Source organism: Allorhizocola rhizosphaerae (genome assembly GCF_003426775.1).
GTDB classification, from domain to species: Bacteria; Actinomycetota; Actinomycetes; order Mycobacteriales; family Micromonosporaceae; genus Allorhizocola; species Allorhizocola rhizosphaerae.
On sequence record NZ_QJUG01000059.1, the window covers coordinates 1 to 15,927 of the forward strand.

20 protein-coding genes are annotated in these 15,927 nt (G+C 67.6%); 8 read left to right on the forward strand and 12 right to left on the reverse strand.

The features are described from left to right. Positions 1 to 450: hypothetical protein (locus DM816_RS14940; protein WP_117210840.1), on the reverse strand; the 450-nt coding region annotated here is incomplete at its 3' end. Positions 451 to 455: 5 nt separating this feature from the next. Continuing rightward, positions 456 to 1,724: a hypothetical protein gene (locus DM816_RS14945; protein ID WP_117210841.1), complete on the reverse strand. Its 1,269-nt coding sequence runs from the start codon at positions 1,722 to 1,724 to the stop codon at positions 456 to 458. A 67-nt stretch (positions 1,725 to 1,791) separates the two neighbouring features. Here DM816_RS14945 and DM816_RS14950 point away from each other — a divergent pair, with 67 nt between their 5' ends. Then, positions 1,792 to 2,913, forward strand: a complete 1,122-nt coding sequence (locus tag DM816_RS14950; RefSeq protein ID WP_117210842.1) for an epoxide hydrolase family protein — start codon at positions 1,792 to 1,794, stop codon at positions 2,911 to 2,913. 114 nt (positions 2,914 to 3,027) lie between these two features. Here the strand turns inward: DM816_RS14950 and DM816_RS14955 are convergent, their stop codons facing one another. The 5 genes from DM816_RS14955 to DM816_RS14975 are packed head-to-tail and all read right to left on the reverse strand — an operon-like array spanning position 3,028 to position 6,176. Further along, a complete protein-coding gene (locus tag DM816_RS14955) occupies positions 3,028 to 3,333 on the reverse strand; it encodes an ArsR/SmtB family transcription factor (protein ID WP_117210843.1) in 306 nt (101 codons plus the stop codon). A gap of 9 nt (positions 3,334 to 3,342) precedes the next feature. Then, positions 3,343 to 4,191, reverse strand: coding sequence for a metal ABC transporter permease (locus DM816_RS14960; RefSeq protein WP_117210844.1), 849 nt, complete (start codon positions 4,189 to 4,191; stop codon positions 3,343 to 3,345). A 2-nt stretch (positions 4,192 to 4,193) separates the two neighbouring features. Then, the gene (locus DM816_RS14965) at positions 4,194 to 4,955 is read right to left on the reverse strand and encodes a metal ABC transporter ATP-binding protein (RefSeq protein WP_117210845.1); all 762 of its coding nucleotides are present in this window, start codon (positions 4,953 to 4,955) and stop codon (positions 4,194 to 4,196) included. Next, the gene (locus DM816_RS14970; RefSeq protein ID WP_117210870.1) at positions 4,952 to 5,875 is read right to left on the reverse strand and encodes a metal ABC transporter substrate-binding protein; all 924 of its coding nucleotides are present in this window, start codon (positions 5,873 to 5,875) and stop codon (positions 4,952 to 4,954) included. Before DM816_RS14970 ends, DM816_RS14965 begins: the two co-directional genes overlap by 4 nt. 55 nt (positions 5,876 to 5,930) lie before the next feature. Beyond that, on the reverse strand, positions 5,931 to 6,176 hold the full coding sequence (locus DM816_RS14975) for a hypothetical protein (protein WP_246001949.1): 246 nt from the start codon (positions 6,174 to 6,176) through the stop codon (positions 5,931 to 5,933). Positions 6,177 to 6,212: 36 nt separating this feature from the next. Here DM816_RS14975 and DM816_RS14980 point away from each other — a divergent pair, with 36 nt between their 5' ends. From DM816_RS14980 to DM816_RS15000, 5 genes are all read left to right on the forward strand, one after another. Continuing rightward, complete coding sequence (locus DM816_RS14980; protein WP_117210847.1) at positions 6,213 to 6,533, forward strand: antibiotic biosynthesis monooxygenase family protein; 321 nt, start codon at positions 6,213 to 6,215, stop codon at positions 6,531 to 6,533. A gap of 43 nt (positions 6,534 to 6,576) precedes the next feature. After that, a complete protein-coding gene (locus DM816_RS14985) occupies positions 6,577 to 7,173 on the forward strand; it encodes a Uma2 family endonuclease (protein ID WP_117210848.1) in 597 nt (198 codons plus the stop codon). A gap of 50 nt (positions 7,174 to 7,223) precedes the next feature. Further along, entirely contained in the window at positions 7,224 to 7,706 is a 483-nt protein-coding gene (locus DM816_RS14990; protein WP_117210849.1) for an Rv0361 family membrane protein, read from the forward strand. 77 nt (positions 7,707 to 7,783) lie between these two features. Then, a complete protein-coding gene (locus DM816_RS14995) occupies positions 7,784 to 9,163 on the forward strand; it encodes a glycine--tRNA ligase (protein WP_117210850.1) in 1,380 nt (459 codons plus the stop codon). A 50-nt stretch (positions 9,164 to 9,213) separates the two neighbouring features. After that, a complete protein-coding gene (locus DM816_RS15000; RefSeq protein ID WP_117210851.1) occupies positions 9,214 to 9,699 on the forward strand; it encodes a hypothetical protein in 486 nt (161 codons plus the stop codon). Here the strand turns inward: DM816_RS15000 and DM816_RS15005 are convergent. Together DM816_RS15005 and DM816_RS15010 are read right to left on the reverse strand one after the other, a co-directional pair. Next, positions 9,696 to 10,262: a Clp protease N-terminal domain-containing protein gene (locus DM816_RS15005; RefSeq protein WP_117210852.1), complete on the reverse strand. Its 567-nt coding sequence runs from the start codon at positions 10,260 to 10,262 to the stop codon at positions 9,696 to 9,698. The two genes, DM816_RS15000 and DM816_RS15005, sit on opposite strands and share 4 nt — an antisense overlap. Continuing rightward, positions 10,262 to 10,483: a helix-turn-helix domain-containing protein gene (locus DM816_RS15010; protein ID WP_117210853.1), complete on the reverse strand. Its 222-nt coding sequence runs from the start codon at positions 10,481 to 10,483 to the stop codon at positions 10,262 to 10,264. Before DM816_RS15010 ends, DM816_RS15005 begins: the two co-directional genes overlap by 1 nt. Positions 10,484 to 10,715: 232 nt before the next feature. Here DM816_RS15010 and DM816_RS15015 point away from each other — a divergent pair, with 232 nt between their 5' ends. Continuing rightward, positions 10,716 to 11,405, forward strand: a complete 690-nt coding sequence (locus tag DM816_RS15015) for a hypothetical protein (RefSeq protein ID WP_117210854.1) — start codon at positions 10,716 to 10,718, stop codon at positions 11,403 to 11,405. Beyond that, positions 11,402 to 11,884: a GNAT family N-acetyltransferase gene (locus DM816_RS15020; RefSeq protein ID WP_117210855.1), complete on the forward strand. Its 483-nt coding sequence runs from the start codon at positions 11,402 to 11,404 to the stop codon at positions 11,882 to 11,884. The genes DM816_RS15015 and DM816_RS15020 overlap by 4 nt, the downstream gene beginning before the upstream one ends. Positions 11,885 to 11,984: 100 nt before the next feature. Here DM816_RS15020 and DM816_RS15025 read toward each other — a convergent pair whose 3' ends face one another. From DM816_RS15025 to DM816_RS15035, 3 genes are read right to left on the reverse strand one after another with little or no spacing between them, the layout of a single operon-like run. Further along, positions 11,985 to 12,857: a siderophore-interacting protein gene (locus tag DM816_RS15025; RefSeq protein WP_117210856.1), complete on the reverse strand. Its 873-nt coding sequence runs from the start codon at positions 12,855 to 12,857 to the stop codon at positions 11,985 to 11,987. Then, a complete protein-coding gene (locus DM816_RS15030) occupies positions 12,854 to 14,893 on the reverse strand; it encodes an iron ABC transporter permease (RefSeq protein ID WP_281274328.1) in 2,040 nt (679 codons plus the stop codon). Before DM816_RS15030 ends, DM816_RS15025 begins: the two co-directional genes overlap by 4 nt. A gap of 50 nt (positions 14,894 to 14,943) precedes the next feature. Then, the gene (locus DM816_RS15035; RefSeq protein WP_117210857.1) at positions 14,944 to 15,921 is read right to left on the reverse strand and encodes an ABC transporter substrate-binding protein; all 978 of its coding nucleotides are present in this window, start codon (positions 15,919 to 15,921) and stop codon (positions 14,944 to 14,946) included. Positions 15,922 to 15,927 lie beyond the last annotated feature (6 nt).

Sequence of the window (15,927 nt, forward strand, 5' to 3'; positions counted from 1 at the left end):
CTCCTGCCCGCCGGGCCGCCTGCGCACCCGGGCCGCGGCCGACGCCGCGCGGATCCACAAGGCACGAAACGGTAACCACAGCGCGAGCGCGATCAGGATGGGCACCCCGCCGGTGAGCCACGCCAGCACGGTCGCCAGATCGCCGACCGCCTCCTGCTGAGTGCGGCCCGCGTCGGCGATCCCGCGCGCCGCCTCCGCCGCGCTGCCGAACGGCGCGGCCACGTTGCGCCCGATGAGCGGCACGGCGGCGGCCCGGTTTTGCGCGTCGGTGAGGTCGGCCGCGAGCCGGTCGCCCGAGCTTTCCAGCTTCTGGCCGGGCACGGCGAGCTTTTGCACGAAGTGATACAGCCAGACCGCCGACCAGATCCACAATAGACTCCAGCCGGCGAGCGCCAGGTCAGCAACGATCTGCCGGGTCAACCGCCACGGCCGCTCCGCATACACCTTCATGGGTATCACTGTGCCCGATTACGCACCCGCTCACACGGGATCGTGCTGTGCCACCACGTCGAGTCTCGTCCAGGTTGGACGTATTCCTGGAGCGCGGGATCGGCGCACGCGGCCTGGGCGTTGCGCACCACCTGGTCCCATGGCCAGGTCGTGGTCCGGCCGTTGTCCACGCGGAAATTGAAGATCACCGCTACGGAGAGAACAGCGATCACGCCTATCGCGGGCCATGCCGACTTATGAGGCCGCAGGACGGCCGCGAGCGCCACGTAGAACAGCAGAGCGGGAGCGATCAGGTAGCGCGGTTGCGGGAATCCCGAATTGGTGATGGCCGCGAACAGCACGAGGCTGAACCCGAGCGCGGCGGCGGCGAGTGGCCAGTGCGGCCGCGTCACCTTGGTCAGCGCGCAGGCGATCGCGGCCAGCACGATGGCCCACGCGAGCACGATCAGCGCGATGTTGGGCGCGGGCGTGGGCGTCACCGGGTTGCCGGACGGCTCGACGCCCGGACCGCCGAGCCAGCGCTCGCCCAGCAGGGCCCGCGGCACGAGCCACGTCACGTACTCGTTGAGCACCCACACCGGGTCGTATCGCTGGCAGCACACGTGCGACCGGCTCGCCTTGCCCAGGGCCAGCCCGAGGAAGTGCAGGCCCATGCCGGCGAAGTAGGCCAGGGGTACGAACCACTCGCGCATCTTCCACAGGCGCCAGATCGCGAGCGGAGCCAGCACCGCCGGGATGATGCTGCTGAACGCGATGAACGCCGTCGCGCCAACGGCGACCACCTGGCCGGTTTTGGAAGCAGGGCGCCACAGCATGAGCCAGAACAGCGCGTAGAGTCCCGGAAACTGCAGCGTGGCCACGTCGTTGTCGGCCTGCGTGCGGGCGAGCGGGAGCAGCACGACCGGCGCGGCCACGAACAGCCGCAGCCACCACTGCTCGATGAACTGCCCGCCGGCCGTGTATGCGATCGCCCCATACGACGCCGTGATCAGTGCGGCCGATGTCGACAGCAGCACGGCCGACCACGACACCGGGAAAAGCGAGACGATTTCGGCCAGGACGCGCGGGCCGATGTGGTAATAGCCGTTGAGCGACTTGAACAGATTGTGCCGCAGCGTGTCGGTGAGCGCGTCGTTCAGGAAGACCTGGGCGTCCTCGATCCACACCGAGTTCAATGAGCCGGGCCCGCGGCTGCGCAGCAGGCTCAGCGCCGCGCCGGCGCATATGGCCAGTCCACCCCAGAGGATGCGGTACCGCGTCGAGAACGCTTGCATCCTGCGCACATTAGGGCATGCGCGTTATCGGGGCGCGACGGGGTACAGCATGCTATTCATTTAGGATATGAGCGAAAAAATCCAACCATTCCGGATCAGCATCCCGCAGGCCGACCTCGACGACCTCAACGAGCGGCTGCGCCGCACCCGCTGGGCCAACGAACTGCCCTCCGACCAGCGTGGCAACGGTCAGCAGCACGGCCCAATCCCGCCCGGTTGGGAGTACGGCGTGCCCGTTGACTACGTGCGCGAGCTGCTCGACTACTGGGCGCACGGGTTCGACTGGCGCGTGCAGGAGGCCCGACTCAACGCCTATCCGCAGTTCATCACCGAGATCGACGGGCAGACCATCCACTTCGCACACCTCAAGTCCAAGAACCCCGACGCGCTGCCGCTGATCCTCACGCACGGCTGGCCCAACACGTTCGCCGAATATCTCGGGCTGGTCGACGAGCTCACCGACGACTTCCACCTCGTGATCCCGTCACTGCCCGGGTTCGGGTTCTCCGGGGCGACGCGGGAGAAGGGGTGGGACGCGCAGCGCACGGCGCGGGCATGGGCCGAACTCATGCGGCGCCTGGGATATGAGCGTTATGGCGTGACCGGCAACGACGCGGGCGCGATCGTGGCTCCGCTGCTGGGGCGCGTCGATCCGGCGGGCGTGGTCGCGGTACACGTCAATCAAATCTTCTCCTTCCCGACCGGCGACCCGGCCGAATTCGAGGGGCTGTCACCGGAAGATTTTCAGTACCTTCAATTCCTCCAGTCGTTTGTGGAGCACTCCGTGCACGACAAGCTGCAGCAGGCGCAGCCGCAGACGATCGCGCACGCGCTGGCCGACTCGCCGGCCGGGCAGTTGGCCTGGAGCGGGCAGCTGTTCGGCAACTCGCTGCACCGCGAGGACATCCTCACCAACGTGTCGATCTACTGGTTCACCAACACGGGAGCCTCGTCCGCGCGGTTCTACTACGAAAACCACCACGCGCAGCAGCCGAAGGAGCCCACGACGGTCCCGCTCGGCCTGGCCAGCTTCGCCTACGATTTTCGGCCGCTGCGCAGGTTCGCCGAGCGGGACCACCAAAACATCGTGTCTTGGAACGAGTACGACCGGGGCAGTCACTGGGCCACACACGACGCGCCAGACCTGCTGGCCGCCGACATCAAGCAGTTCTTCAGCAAGACTGTTTAGCTTGCTCCCGCCAAAGCAAGTCGCGTGGATCGCCCCGGAAGGCGCCGTCTTCCCTGGCGATCCTGGGGCCCCTACCCAAGATCGCGCAGTCCAGACGCCGCCGGGCGATCCACCCTAAGCACGCCTCTCCCCGGCGTGGGCGACCGCATCCCGGACGATGTGCGCGATGTGCTCATCGACCAGCGAATAGGCGATCTCTCGCCCACGCCGCTCGGCCCGCACCACCGCCGAGCCGCGCAGCACGCGCAGGTGCTGGGACACCAGCGGCTGCGGCACGGCTAAGGCCTCCACGAGCTCGTGCACATATCGCTCACCGTGTCGGGAAAGCTCCGTCACGATGGCAACCCGAACGGTTGCTGCCAATGCCCGCAGAAGATCGCTAGCACGTTGATACGCGTCGGAATCGGTCACGAGACTCACGGTAACTTGTCATCCCTCGAGTACCCACTCGGGCGGCTCCCCGGCTGAGCCGTTACTCACCCGCTTTCGCCTGCGCAGCAACGGGCCGGCAAGCACCATCAGCACAAAAAGAGCGATCGCGGTGAGTACGACGGTCGCGCCGGTGCCCGTGTCGAGGCGCAGCGACAGGAAGAATCCACCCGCCCCGGCGCCGACCCCGCCCAGCATGGACAGCAGCATGGTGCCCGCGAAGCCGCGCGAGAGCTGCTGGGCCGCCGCGACCGGCACGACCATGAGCGCGCTGACCAGCAGCAACCCGACCGCGCGCATCGCCACGGTCACGGTGACCGCCGCCATCACGGCGAGAAGCAGGTTGAGCAGGCGGACCGGAAGCCCCGAGACCTTGGCGTATTCCTCGTCCTGGCAGATCGCGAACAGCCACGGGCGCAGGCCGAGCGTCACGAGGAGCACTATCGCCCCGAGCACCGCCATGACGATCAGATCGTCCTCGGTCGTGGTCAGCGGGGAGCCGAACAGATATGCCATCAGGTTGGCGTTGGACTTGCCCGGGGCCAGCCCCACCAGGAATACGCCGCCCGAAATCCCGCCGTAGAACAGGATCGCCAGCGCCATGTCGCCCGAGGTGCGGCCGCGGGAGCGGACGAGCTCGACCGCGATCGATCCCAGCGTGGCCACGATGACCGCCATGAGGACCGGTTGGGTGCTGGTCAGCAGGCCCAGGCCGACGCCGGTCAGCGCGATGTGCCCGATCCCGTCGCCGATCAGCGACATGCGGCGCTGCACCAGATAGATCCCCAACGATGGAGCCACCAGCCCCGTGATCAGGACACCGAGCAGCGCCCGTTCAAAAAGATCCATTTCTATCTGGTACCCCAAAAGCCTTCGCCGTGGTCGGGAGCGTGTGGATGAACATGATCATGGTCGGGATCGGCGTGGTGCCCGGCCGGCTCGGGGACGGGCCCGTCATGGGCGATCACGCCATCGTGCACGACCACGGCGCGGGTCACGACCGGGCGCAGCGGGCCGAGCTCGTGCGCGACCAGGACCACCGTCCCGCCACCATCGACGAACACGCGCAGCGCGTGGGCGAACGCCTCCTGCGAGGCGGCGTCCACCCCCGCCGTCGGCTCGTCGAGCACGAGCAGATCGGGCTCGCCCGCGAGGGCCCGCGCGATGAGCGTGCGCTGCTGCTGCCCACCGGAAAGGGTCGCGACCGGGTCCTTGGCCCGCGAGCCCAGGCCCACCATGGCGATGGCGTCGTGCACGGCCTTGCGGTCGCGCGCGCCCGGCGGGCGCAGGAAGCCGCGCTTGCCCAGCCGGCCGGCCGCCACCACCTCGCGCACGGTCGCCGGAACCCCACTGCCCGCGCCCATCCGCTGAGGCACATAGCCGATCCGCCGCCACTGGCGGAAGCGCCGCAATGGTGTCTCGAACAGCTCCACCGAACCGTCGCTGAGCGGCACGAGCCCGAGTGCGGCACGGATCAGGGTCGACTTGCCGCTGCCGTTGGCGCCCAGGATGGCGAGCACGTCTCCGGTGTGGACGATCAGGCTCAGGTCGCGCAACACGGGGCGGCCGCTGAACGCGACCGCCCCATGCTCAATCCGAAGGACCGATGTCATGCACAACCTAACGCTTCGCGCAGGGTTTTCAGATTGGCCCGCATGACCGAAAAGTAGTCGTCGGTGCTGCCCGCCGCCAAACCCTCCAGCGGGTCGAGCACGGCGGTCTTCGCCCCGACCTCCTTGGCCAGGGCCTCGGCCACCTTCGGTGAGACCAGCGTCTCGAAGAAGATGGTCTTCGCGTCGTGCTCCTTGGCCTCCTCGGCGACCTCGGCCAGGCGCTGCGGCGTCGGTTCGGCCTCGGGGTCGAGCCCGGTGATGCCGATCTGCTCCAGGTCGTAGCGCTTGGCCAGGTAGCCGAAGGCGGCGTGGCTGGTCACGATCTCGCGGCGCTCGCACGTCTTGAGCCCGGCGGTGAACTCACCGTCCAGTTTGGTCAATTCGGCCTTGAGCGCTTGCGCGTTGGCCGTGTAGTCGGCCGCGTAGGTCGCGTCGGCCTTGCCCAGCTGGCTCGCGACCGCCTCGGCGATCGTGGCCAGGCGGGTCGGGTCGAGCCACACGTGCGGGTCGAGCTCCTCGTCCTGCTTCGCGTCGGGCGCGGGGGACGGCTCTGTCTCGTGCTCGTGCGCCTCGCCCTTCTCCAGCGGTGTCACGGTCGTCACGTCGAACGACTTCGCGGCCGCGTTTTGCTCGACGGCCTTGTCGAGCTCGGGCTGGAACCCCTTAAGGTAGATCACCAGGTCGGCCCCTGCCACCTGAGTGATCTGTGAGGGCTTGAGCTCCAGGTCGTGTGGCTCGGCGCCCGGCTGGGCAAGGTTGGTGACCTGCACATGGTCGCCGCCGACCCGCTGGGCGACGAACTGCAGCGGATAGAAGCCCGCCACCACGTCAACCTTGCCCGGCACAGCGGGCTCGGTCCCCCCGCCGCACGCGGCAAGGGTGGTCAGCGCGGCAGCGGCGATGAGAATGCGGCTCAACATGACCTCCACTCTCCCCAAAATGAGAATGATTGTCAAAACCGCATGGGTCCATGTCCTAGCCGAAGATCAAGATTAGCGCCGTGATCACCAGCAGGACCAGCACAAATACCCGCAAAATGCGGGTGGAGTTCGGCTGCACCGGCCACGTCGTGGCCATCAGCGCGCCCAGGCCCGCCGCCAGGACGAGCAGCAGAAGCCCGCCCACAACACCCTTGATGAACAGCGCGCCCAGCAGCAGCGCCAGGGTGATCAGGAACACGGCTGTACGGTTAAGCCGCGCCAGCTTTTCCAGAAAAGCCATGGCGTGCATTTAATAGCACGAAAGTGGGTTTGGACAGTGCTCGTACTCAATCGTTTCGTTGTGGCGTCAGACGATGACTTCGTGTCGCGCGCCCATGCCGCCTTGAAGGCCCTTTCGGAGGCCGATGGTTACCTTCGCGGCGAGCTCATCCGCGCCCTTGACGACCCGACCCACTGGTGCCTGCTCACCGAGTGGAAAAACGTCGGCTCCTACCGCCGCGCCCTCGGCCGCTTCGACGTCAAAGTCACCGCCACCCCGCTCTTGGCCGAGTCCCTGATGGAACCCAGCGCCTACGAGACTCTGGCCGCAGCCCCACCCGGCGGCCCCATCGAGAGCTTCACGGGCGACCTCGCCTAGCGCGGAGGATGATGAAGCGGTCCCCAGGTGACGAGGAGGGCTCATGACTATCACGATTCACCAGCCGCTGGGTTCCCGCGACTGGCGTCCGGAGGACATCGAGGCGCCGGAGCCAGTGGATTACGAGATCGTCGATGGGAACCTCGTCCTTATGGCGTTGCCGCAGAAATCCCTTTGGCATCAGACGCTCATGCATGAGTTGACGCAAGCGCTAAAGCAAGCCGCTCCATCGGGTTATAGGGCCACGCACGAGTTGACCGTAGGATATTTCAGGCCGGGGGCGGCAAAGGAGACACTGCGCGAGCCCGACGTGCTGGTGCTGCGGCCGGGTGCCAAGGCGCGGCCCGGGAATGTCTTCGATCCTCGCGATGTGGTGCTGGCGGTCGAGGTCGAGTCTCCCAGCACGAGGGCGGTCGATCGCAAGGACAAGGTCGACGAATACGCGCGGGCGGGCATTCCGTGCTACTGGCGGGTTGAGCAGATCGAAGCCGAGGCGATTGTGCACATATATGAGATCGATCAAGCGACCGGTGAATATGCGTTGATCCGATCGATCGGGCCGAAGGACAGCTTCCAGATGCAGCGGCCCTATCCGATCCTCATAGACCCCGTGGAGCTCGTCTCCGATCTGGCCGAGTGAGCAGCGGGGGGCGGCGGGCGGGTGATGCGGGGCGGGCCTAGGATCACAGCGTGACAGGTAGCGCTCCGATCCCGCAGGGCCCGGGCGTCACGGCGCCGTTTCCCGCGCCGCCGGCCGAGGGTGGCGGGGCGAGGCTGGGGTGGGCGCTGGCCGTGGCGGGGCTGTTCGTGGTGCTGTGCTGTGGCGGCGGGACCGCCGCGATGGTCGGGTTCGTGGTGACGCAGGTCGCGGCGACCGATGAGCAGTCGAAGGCGGTCGTGGGCGATTATCTCGACGCGCTGCGCGATGCCGACTACGACAAGGCATACGACCTGCTGTGCGACGAGCAGCAGCAGGGCATATCCGCAGACCGCTTCGAGGCCCGCGAGCGCTCCCGCAAGCGCCTGGAAAGTTACGAGATCGGCGAGATGGACATCACCACCGGCGGCGTGCCGGTCACCGAACGGTATCGCGACGGATCGATCGATGGGGTGACCTACTTCCTGGAGGCGGACCCCAAGAGCGGCCAGTTGGAGATATGCGGTCGAGAGTGACGAATCGCAACCTGTAACGTTGTGACATTCCGCCGACATCCGGCCGGCGGCGACCTCCATGGAAGGAGCATCAGCTCATGCCCGCGGACCGCATCGACTCCGTTGTCAGCCTGGCCAAGCGCCGGGGTTTCGTCTTCCCGTCCAGTGAGATCTACGGCGGGACGAGGTCCGCGTGGGACTACGGACCACTGGGCGTCGAGCTCAAGGAAAACGTGCGCAAGCAGTGGTGGCGCTCGATGGTGCAGTCGCGCGACGACATTGTGGGCATCGACTCGGCCGTGATCCTGGCCCGCCAGGTGTGGGAGGCCTCCGGCCACATCGCCGAGTTCGTCGACCCGCTGACCGAGTGCACCAACTGCCACAAGCGTTTCCGCGCCGACCATCTCGAAGAGGCGTTCCTGGCCAAAAAGCCCGACGGCGTGTTCAAGCTGTCCGAGCTGAACTGCCCCAACTGCGGCAACAAGGGCACGTTCACCGAGCCGCGCATGTTCAACGGGCTGATGAAGACCTATCTCGGCGCGGTCGAGAGCGAGGAGGGCCTGCACTACCTGCGGCCCGAGACCGCGCAGGGCATCTTCGTGAACTACAAGAACGTGGAGACCACGGCGCGGATGAAGCCACCGTTCGGCATCGCGCAGGTGGGCAAGAGCTTCCGCAACGAAATCACCCCGGGCAACTTCATCTTCCGCACGCGCGAGTTCGAGCAGATGGAGATGGAGTTTTTCGTGGAGCCGGGCACCGACGAGCAGTGGCACGAATACTGGCTCAGCGAGCGCTGGAAGTGGTACCTCAATCTGGGTATCAAAGAAGAAAATCTGCGCTTCTATGAGCATCCCAAAGAGAAGCTGTCCCACTATTCCAAACGCACCGTGGACATCGAGTATCGGTTCCAGTTCGGCGGGACGGAATTCTCCGAACTCGAAGGCATCGCCAACCGCACCGATTTCGACCTGTCCACGCACACCAAGCACTCCGGTGTTGATCTGTCCTATTTCGACCAGTCGAAGAACGAGCGCTGGACGCCCTACGTCATCGAGCCCGCGGCCGGCCTGACCCGAGCGGTGCTCGCGTTCCTGCTTGAGGCCTACGACGAGGACGAGGCGCCCAACACCAAGGGCGGCGTCGACAAGCGCACGGTGATGCGGTTCGACAAGCGCCTCGCGCCGGTGAAGGTCGCGGTGCTGCCACTGTCCAGAAACGAGCAGCTCTCGCCGAAGGCGCGCGAGCTGGCCGCGACCCTGCGCACCCGGTGGAACGTGGACTTCGACGACGCCCAGGCGATCGGGCGGCGCTACCGCCGGCAGGACGAGATCGGCACGCCCTACTGCGTGACGGTCGACTTCGACACGCTTGAGGACAACGCGGTGACGGTCCGGGACCGGGACACCATGGCGCAGGAGCGGGTGTCACTCGACCAGGTGGAGCACTACCTGTGGGAGCGGCTGCCAGGCTGCTAGTGACAGGTTAGAGGATCGACATGTGCCACTAGGGTCTGTACTTTGTGGACATGGCGAAGAACCGAACAGTAGCCGGTGCCGGAACCCTCGCCACCGCTGCGCTCGTCCTGCTCTTTGGCAACCAGCCAATGACCGAGTGGGTGGGCAACCATGCCACCAATCCCGACAGCGCATGGGATTGGTTTCTTCGGACACTGACGTGGCCGCGCTGGGCCGTCGGGCCGACCGACGGCGGCGGCGACGCCATGCGTCGGTTGCTCGCAGACGACCTGCGGGCGATCCTGCTGGTCGCATTCGTGGCGATCATCCTCGCGGTGGTCGCCAAGACGGTTTCGGGGGGCGTCGGCGGCTTCTTCCTGGGTTGGTCGGCAGTCGTGTTCGGGTCGGCCCTCGCGGCCTTCCTCACGGCGTTCATCGTGTCCAACCCGTCCATCCTCAACGCATTCCAGGTGGCGGCGGCGGGATCGGCCTACGGGCTGTTCGTCGGCTGGATCGTTGGTGCTGTCACGGCCGGTGCCAAGGGCACCGGATCCTAGTTCTCCTTGTGCGCCTTGGGAATCGCGGCGATCGTCTTGGCCCGCAGGTCGGCGAAGTCGAGGCCCGCATCGGCAAGCAGCTTCGCCGCGAGTCCCTTGCCCTCGCGCAGCAGGCCGAGCAGGATGTGCTCGGTGCCGATGTGTTTGTGCTTGAGCGCGAGGGCCTCGCGCAGCGACAGCTCGAGCACCACCTTTGCCCTCGGGGTGAACCGGCCACCGAGGTAGCGCTTGCGTAGCAGGCCGTGCCGCTCCTCGTGCGGGACATCCTCATCCAGCGCTCCCGGGCCGAACGTCTCCTCTATCTTGGCGCGCACCACGTTCAGGTCGATGCCGATGGACTCCAGCGCGTGAGCGTCCAATGTGGGCGGACAGGCGACCGCGGCCCGGATCTTTTGCGCGTCAAGCCCTTGCGCCCGCAGCACGTCGTGTGCGATGCCGCCGCCCAGGGCCAGGATCGCCAGCAGGAGGTGCTCGGTGCCCACGTGCTTGTGGCCCATCTCGTTGGCCAGATCCTGTGCTCCCTTGACGACGAGCCGTGACCTGTCGGTGAACCGTTCGAACATTATCTGTCCCCTCGCCCCCGGGCGTGCTTCTTGTGCACGGCCTGCTTGCTGACCTGAAGCGCGTCGGCGATCTCCTGCCACGACCAGCCGAGCTCGCGCGCGTGCCGCACCTGAAGCGCCTCAAGCTTTTCGAGCAGGTTGCGCAGGGCCACCACTGCCCGCAGCCCGATCTTGGGATCGGCGCTTCCGGCCGCGGTGGCGAGATCCTTCGCTTCGCTCATGCTTGTCAACATACGTTGACGAGACGAGTTTGTCAACTTGCGTTGACGACTTGAACTCGGTTGGACCTCCGCCGCTGCGAGGCATTCAGCACACCGAGACCCGATACTTGGCCGGGGCCTCGGTCACGCGCTGGTAGAAGGGCGCGCCGCCGGAGATATGGCAACGGTCATATCGAGCGATGCCATGCTCTGATCAGAGACAACACAACCCATCCTCGACTATCGTCGATGCGTGTTCCCTGCCCAGGCGCTGGTGTGGATCTGGACCGGCCTCGGGGTCTTCGGCGCGCTCGTGCTGGTCCTGTTCGGGATGCTGGCACGGGCGCAGCGGCGCTCCGAGGACCGGCTGCACGGCGTGCTCGGCCCGCAGAGCCAGGCCGAGCTCGCTCGGGAGGCGCAGGAGCTGGAGATCGTCGCGGCCGACACGCTGCGCGCGGCCCAGCAGGCGGCCACCGCCCTGGAGCGGGCCGAGGCCGCGCTGGCCGAGGCGGAGCAGGAGCGGGAGCTGGCGTGGCGGCTGCACTCCGAGGCCGCCATCGCGCTGGAGAAGGCCAACACCGAGCTCGACTCGATGCCGGTCGACGTGGTGCTGCGGGGACCGGAGCAGCGATTCGTCTCGCAGGCGGCGCGCGACGCCTACCGGCGCGGCGAGCTGACCCTCGAACAGCTGCACGCCGTGTGGCAGCGCCTGGACGGGTGGGACAGCACCATCGACGAGAAGACACATGAGGTGTCTCGGCTGAGGGCGGAGACTGGTGAGGCTTTTCGCCGGTACCATATGGCATCTGCGGCGGAAAGAGCGGCGCGCAAGGCGGTCGAGGTCGCCCAGATCGCGGCGCGGGCGCTGCGGCAGGAGGCGACCGACGCGGCGTGCGATGCCGTGCTGGCGCAGATGAGGGTGCAGCGGAGGGGGAAGCGATGAGCGTGCTGCGCGGGGAGCTGGTCACGTTGCGTCCCGTCACCGCAGAAGACGTGCCCGCGCTGTCGGCGATCCGCAACTCGCCGGAGGTCGTCGCGCGCTGGTCCGAGGGCCACCTTTACGACGAAGACGCCGAGGTCTACCTCATCGAGCACGCGGGCCGGGTGGCCGGCCTGATCCAGTGCAGCGAGGAGGACGACCCGATGTACCGGCACGCGGGCATCGACCTCTATGTCGATCCAGCGTTGCACGGCAAGGGAATCGGGACGGACGCCGTGCGCACGCTCGCCCGGCACCTGATCCACGATCGCGGCCACCACCGGCTGGTGATAGACCCGGCGGCCGACAACGCGGCGGCCATCCGGGCCTACGGCAAGGTGGGTTTCAAGCCGGTCGGCGTGATGCGCCAATACGAGCGCGGCGCCGACGGGCGATGGCACGACGGACTGCTGATGGACCTGCTGGCCGACGAGCTCTCGTGAGCGCATCGCCGGCGTGCTTCGCCTCGATGTGGGCGACCCGCCTGGCCGTGTCGCTCGCAGACCGCGACCGTCGCGGGCCGGTCCGCGGCACGTGGCATCGTCAGTCCATCGGTTCCGCGTGACCCAGCCGCCAGTAGCCCATCAGCGCGACGCCGCGACGGTCGAGTCCGCGCTCGCCGATCAGGTGGCGTCGCAACGTTTTCACGATGCCCGCCTCGCCTGCCAGCCACACGTAGGCGGGCCCGGCGATCTCGTCGGGCACCTCCCAGGGCAGGGGATCGGCTTCCTCAAGCGACGCCGGATCGTGTTGTGGCAGCAGGGCCTCGGCGGCATCAACGACGGCGGGGACGAGCCGTGTGCCCGGCCGCTCGTGGCCTCGCGCGTGCCATCGCAGCCGCACGCTCGGCGGCGTGTGCAGCGGCAGGAAGTCGTCCTCGTGTGGCACTTCGATAACGACGACACCGTCCATTCCGGAAGGCATGCGCTCCAAAATGGACGAGATGGCGGGCACGGCGGTCTCGTCGCCCGCGAGCAGCACGGTCTTCACCGACTCCGGTGGGCGGAACTCAAGCCCGCCGTGCGGGCCGTCGAAGCGTGAGTCCGGGCCGATGAGCCCCAGTTTATCGCTGATCTGTGCGGATTCGGCCCATCGCGCGGCCGGGCCGTTGCCGCCGGCGTGCAGCACGAAGTCGACGTCCACCTCGGACGGTCGCACCGAACGCACCGTGTAGGTCCGAATTGGATTGCGCCGCTCGTCGGGCAGCGCCCGCCATTGCGCGTGCCAGTCCTCACCGGTCGGCAGGTGCGCCACGCCCACCCCGGGCAACGGCAGCACCACCTTGATCCGCTGGTCGAACCCGTTGTCGGCGAACGTCTCCAGGTCGTCACCGCCGAACGTGACCCGCAGGAAGGTCGGGCTCAGCCGCCGCAGCCGCGTCACCTCCACCGCGAAAAGCCGCCAAGGCGCTATCAACTTCTGCCTCCTGTCGTCGTGCGGGACCGCCAAAGCAGCCAGATGAAATATGGTGTACCCAGCAGAGCCGTCACGAGTCCGGCCGGGATCTGCGCCGGGGCGATGACCGTGCGCCCGACCGTGTCGGCCAGGCTCACGAGCACCGCGCCGAGCAGCCCCGCCACCGGGAGCACGCGTGCGTGCCGCGAGCCGACCATGGCCCGCGCCGCGTGCGGCGCGACCAGCCCGACAAACCCGACCACACCCACGGCCGAAACCGCCGTCGACGTGAGCAGGGCCGCCCCGCCCAGCGCGAGCAGCCGCGCCTTCTCCAAAGGCACGCCCAGCACGCGCGGTGTGTCGTCGTCGAGCGCGAGCACGTCGAGCTCGTTCCGTCCTAAGGCGACGATCGGGATGACCACGGCCAGCGCCACCGCCACGGGCAGCACCTGCATGGGAGTGCGGCCATAGGTGGAGCCCGACAGCCAGGTGAGCGCCTTGCCCGTGTTCCACGGGTCGAACGCCACGATGATGAACGTGATGACGGCGAAGCATCCGGCCCACACGCCGACGCCCACCAGCACGAGCCTGTCCGAGTTGAGCCCGCCGCGCCATGACAGTCCATAAACGACGGCGAACGCGAGCAATGCACCGGCACCGGCCGCGCCCGATATCGCGGCGATGCCGGCCAGGGGCACGAACGTCAGCAGGGCCACCGCGCCGACGCCCGCACCGGCCGTGATGCCCAGCAAACCGGGCTCGGCCAACGGGTTGCGGCACACGGCCTGTACGACGGTGCCCGCGATCGCGAGCGCTGCGCCGGCTGTGATGGCCGCCAGCACGCGCGGGTACCGCTGGTCGAGCACGAACGTCAGCGCCCGCCCGGTCCGGCCCTGCAGCCAGTTCATGACATCGCCGGTCAGCAGCCACGTGTCCCCGGCGAGCATTCCGAGCACGAGAGCTCCACATAGGACGGACACGAGAACGATGGTGACGGCGAGGAAGGTTCCTCTGCTCCTCACGGGGGCGTGCTGGCGCCCCGGGCGGGAGTCGCGCTGCCGCCGCGCGAGCGCGATCAGCACGATGGACCCGAACAGGGTGGTCACCACGCCCGTCGGGATGTCCACGCCGCCCTGCCCGCCGAGCACCGCGCGCAGGATGATGTCGGAGCCGAGCACGATGCCCACGCCGACGATCGCCGACATGGGCAGCAGCGCGCGATGCTTGTGCACGCCCATCAGCCGGACTATCACGGGCGCGCACAGCCCCACGAACCCGACCGGTCCGACCAGCGTGACGGCGGCGGCCGAGAGCAGCACGGCCAGCAGCGTGATCTGCAGGCGCGTCCATCGCACGTTGACACCTAGTGTGGACGCTGTGTCGTCGCCGAGGGCCAGCAGGTCCAGTCGGCGTCCTAACGCGACAGTGAGCACGACTCCGGCGCCGACGACCGGTGCCATCTGGCGCACCGCCACCAAGTCGGTCTGGACCAACGATCCGTTACCCCAGGCGAACAGCCCGATGGTCGCCTGCTCGTACAACAGCAGGAGAAGGGTTGTCACCGCGGCGAGGGCGAGAGCGCTGGCCGATCCCGCGAGGATCAGCCGGGTCGGACCCTCGCGCCCGCCCGACGACAGTGCCATCACCAGCCCGGCCGCGCCGAGCCCGCCAACAAACGCGAGCCCACCGGCCGGAAGGACGGGCAGCGACAGGCCGAACGCCGCCGCCGTGACGACCGCCAAATGCGCGCCCGCGTTGACCGCCAGCGTGTCGGGCGAGGCCAACGGGTTGCGGGCCAGCGACTGGAACGCACCGCCGGCGACGCCCAGTGCCACGCCGACCACGAGCCCGGCGAGCATGCGCGGCAGCCGCGACGCGACCAGCACGCGCGCCGCCTCCTCGCTGCCCCCGCCGAACATCAGTCCAATCAGGTCGGTCGCGCCCACCGCGGACGTGCCCTGAGTAAGGTGCACGGCGGCGAGCACGACCACAGCCAGTCCCGCCAACAGGAAGGCTCTAATTCCAGCAGCGGGGGAGGTTGAACGCTTCGCGATCAACCTCCCCCGCGCAAGATCACGGCTTCGCCTGAACAGAGTGGAACCCTTTCTCAAGCCGAGAACACCTTCACGAGGTTGTCGATGAACTGCTTACCCGAGGCCGGCCCGCCAAAGGTCCAGATTCCGTTGGGATTCTTGTGCACCTGCTTGTTCTTCACGAACGTGAACGACTCCCAGATGGGGTTGCCGGCGAGCCCGTTGACGAACACGTCCTCGCCCTCGGAGGCGTTGTAGAGGAAGCGCAGATCGGTGTCCTTTATGGAGCTGAGTCCCTCGACGTCGGTCGCGCCAAGACCCCAGACCTCGTCCACCTTGCCGTTCCAGGCATTCTTCAGTCCGATTTGGATGCCCAATTGGGAGACCAGCGCGCCCTGCCCGAACATGCGAATGTTGACCGTGCTGCCCTCCTTCCAGCCGTCGGCCATCACGAACTGCTTGCCCGCCGCGCCCTTGGAAGCCAGCGTCTGCTTGGCCGTGGCGATCGCGGAGTCGAAGTCCGCCAACACGTTTTTGGCCTGCTCGGTCTTGCCGACCGCGGTGGCGATCAGGTTGAAGTCTTCCCGCATCCGCTCGATGTTGCGGCTCGCGTCGCTGCCCTTCGTGACAATGACCGGCACGAACTTCTCCAGCTGCGGGACCAGAGCCGAGTCCCGCTCGGCCTCCATCACCACCAGATCGGGCTGCAGCGCGACAATCGAGTCCACGCTGGGCTCGTTACGCGTGCCAACATCCTTCACGCTCGGGTCGAGTTTGACCGCGCCGACCCACGCCGCGAAACCCTTGGTGTCGGCCGCGCCCACAGGCATGACACCAAGCGAGACAAGCATTTCGGTCTCGCCCCACTCAAGCGAGACCACCTTGCGCGCTGGAGCGCTAAGCTTGATTTCCTTCCCGCGGCTGTCGGTCACGGTGACCGGCCCGCCGGCGTTGGCAGAGCCCTCCGGAGCCGGGGTCTCGGTCGTGCCACACGCGCCAAGCACCAACGCGGCAGCAAAAACGGGCACGGCAAAGCCAAGCCATCTCTTCATGGAAAC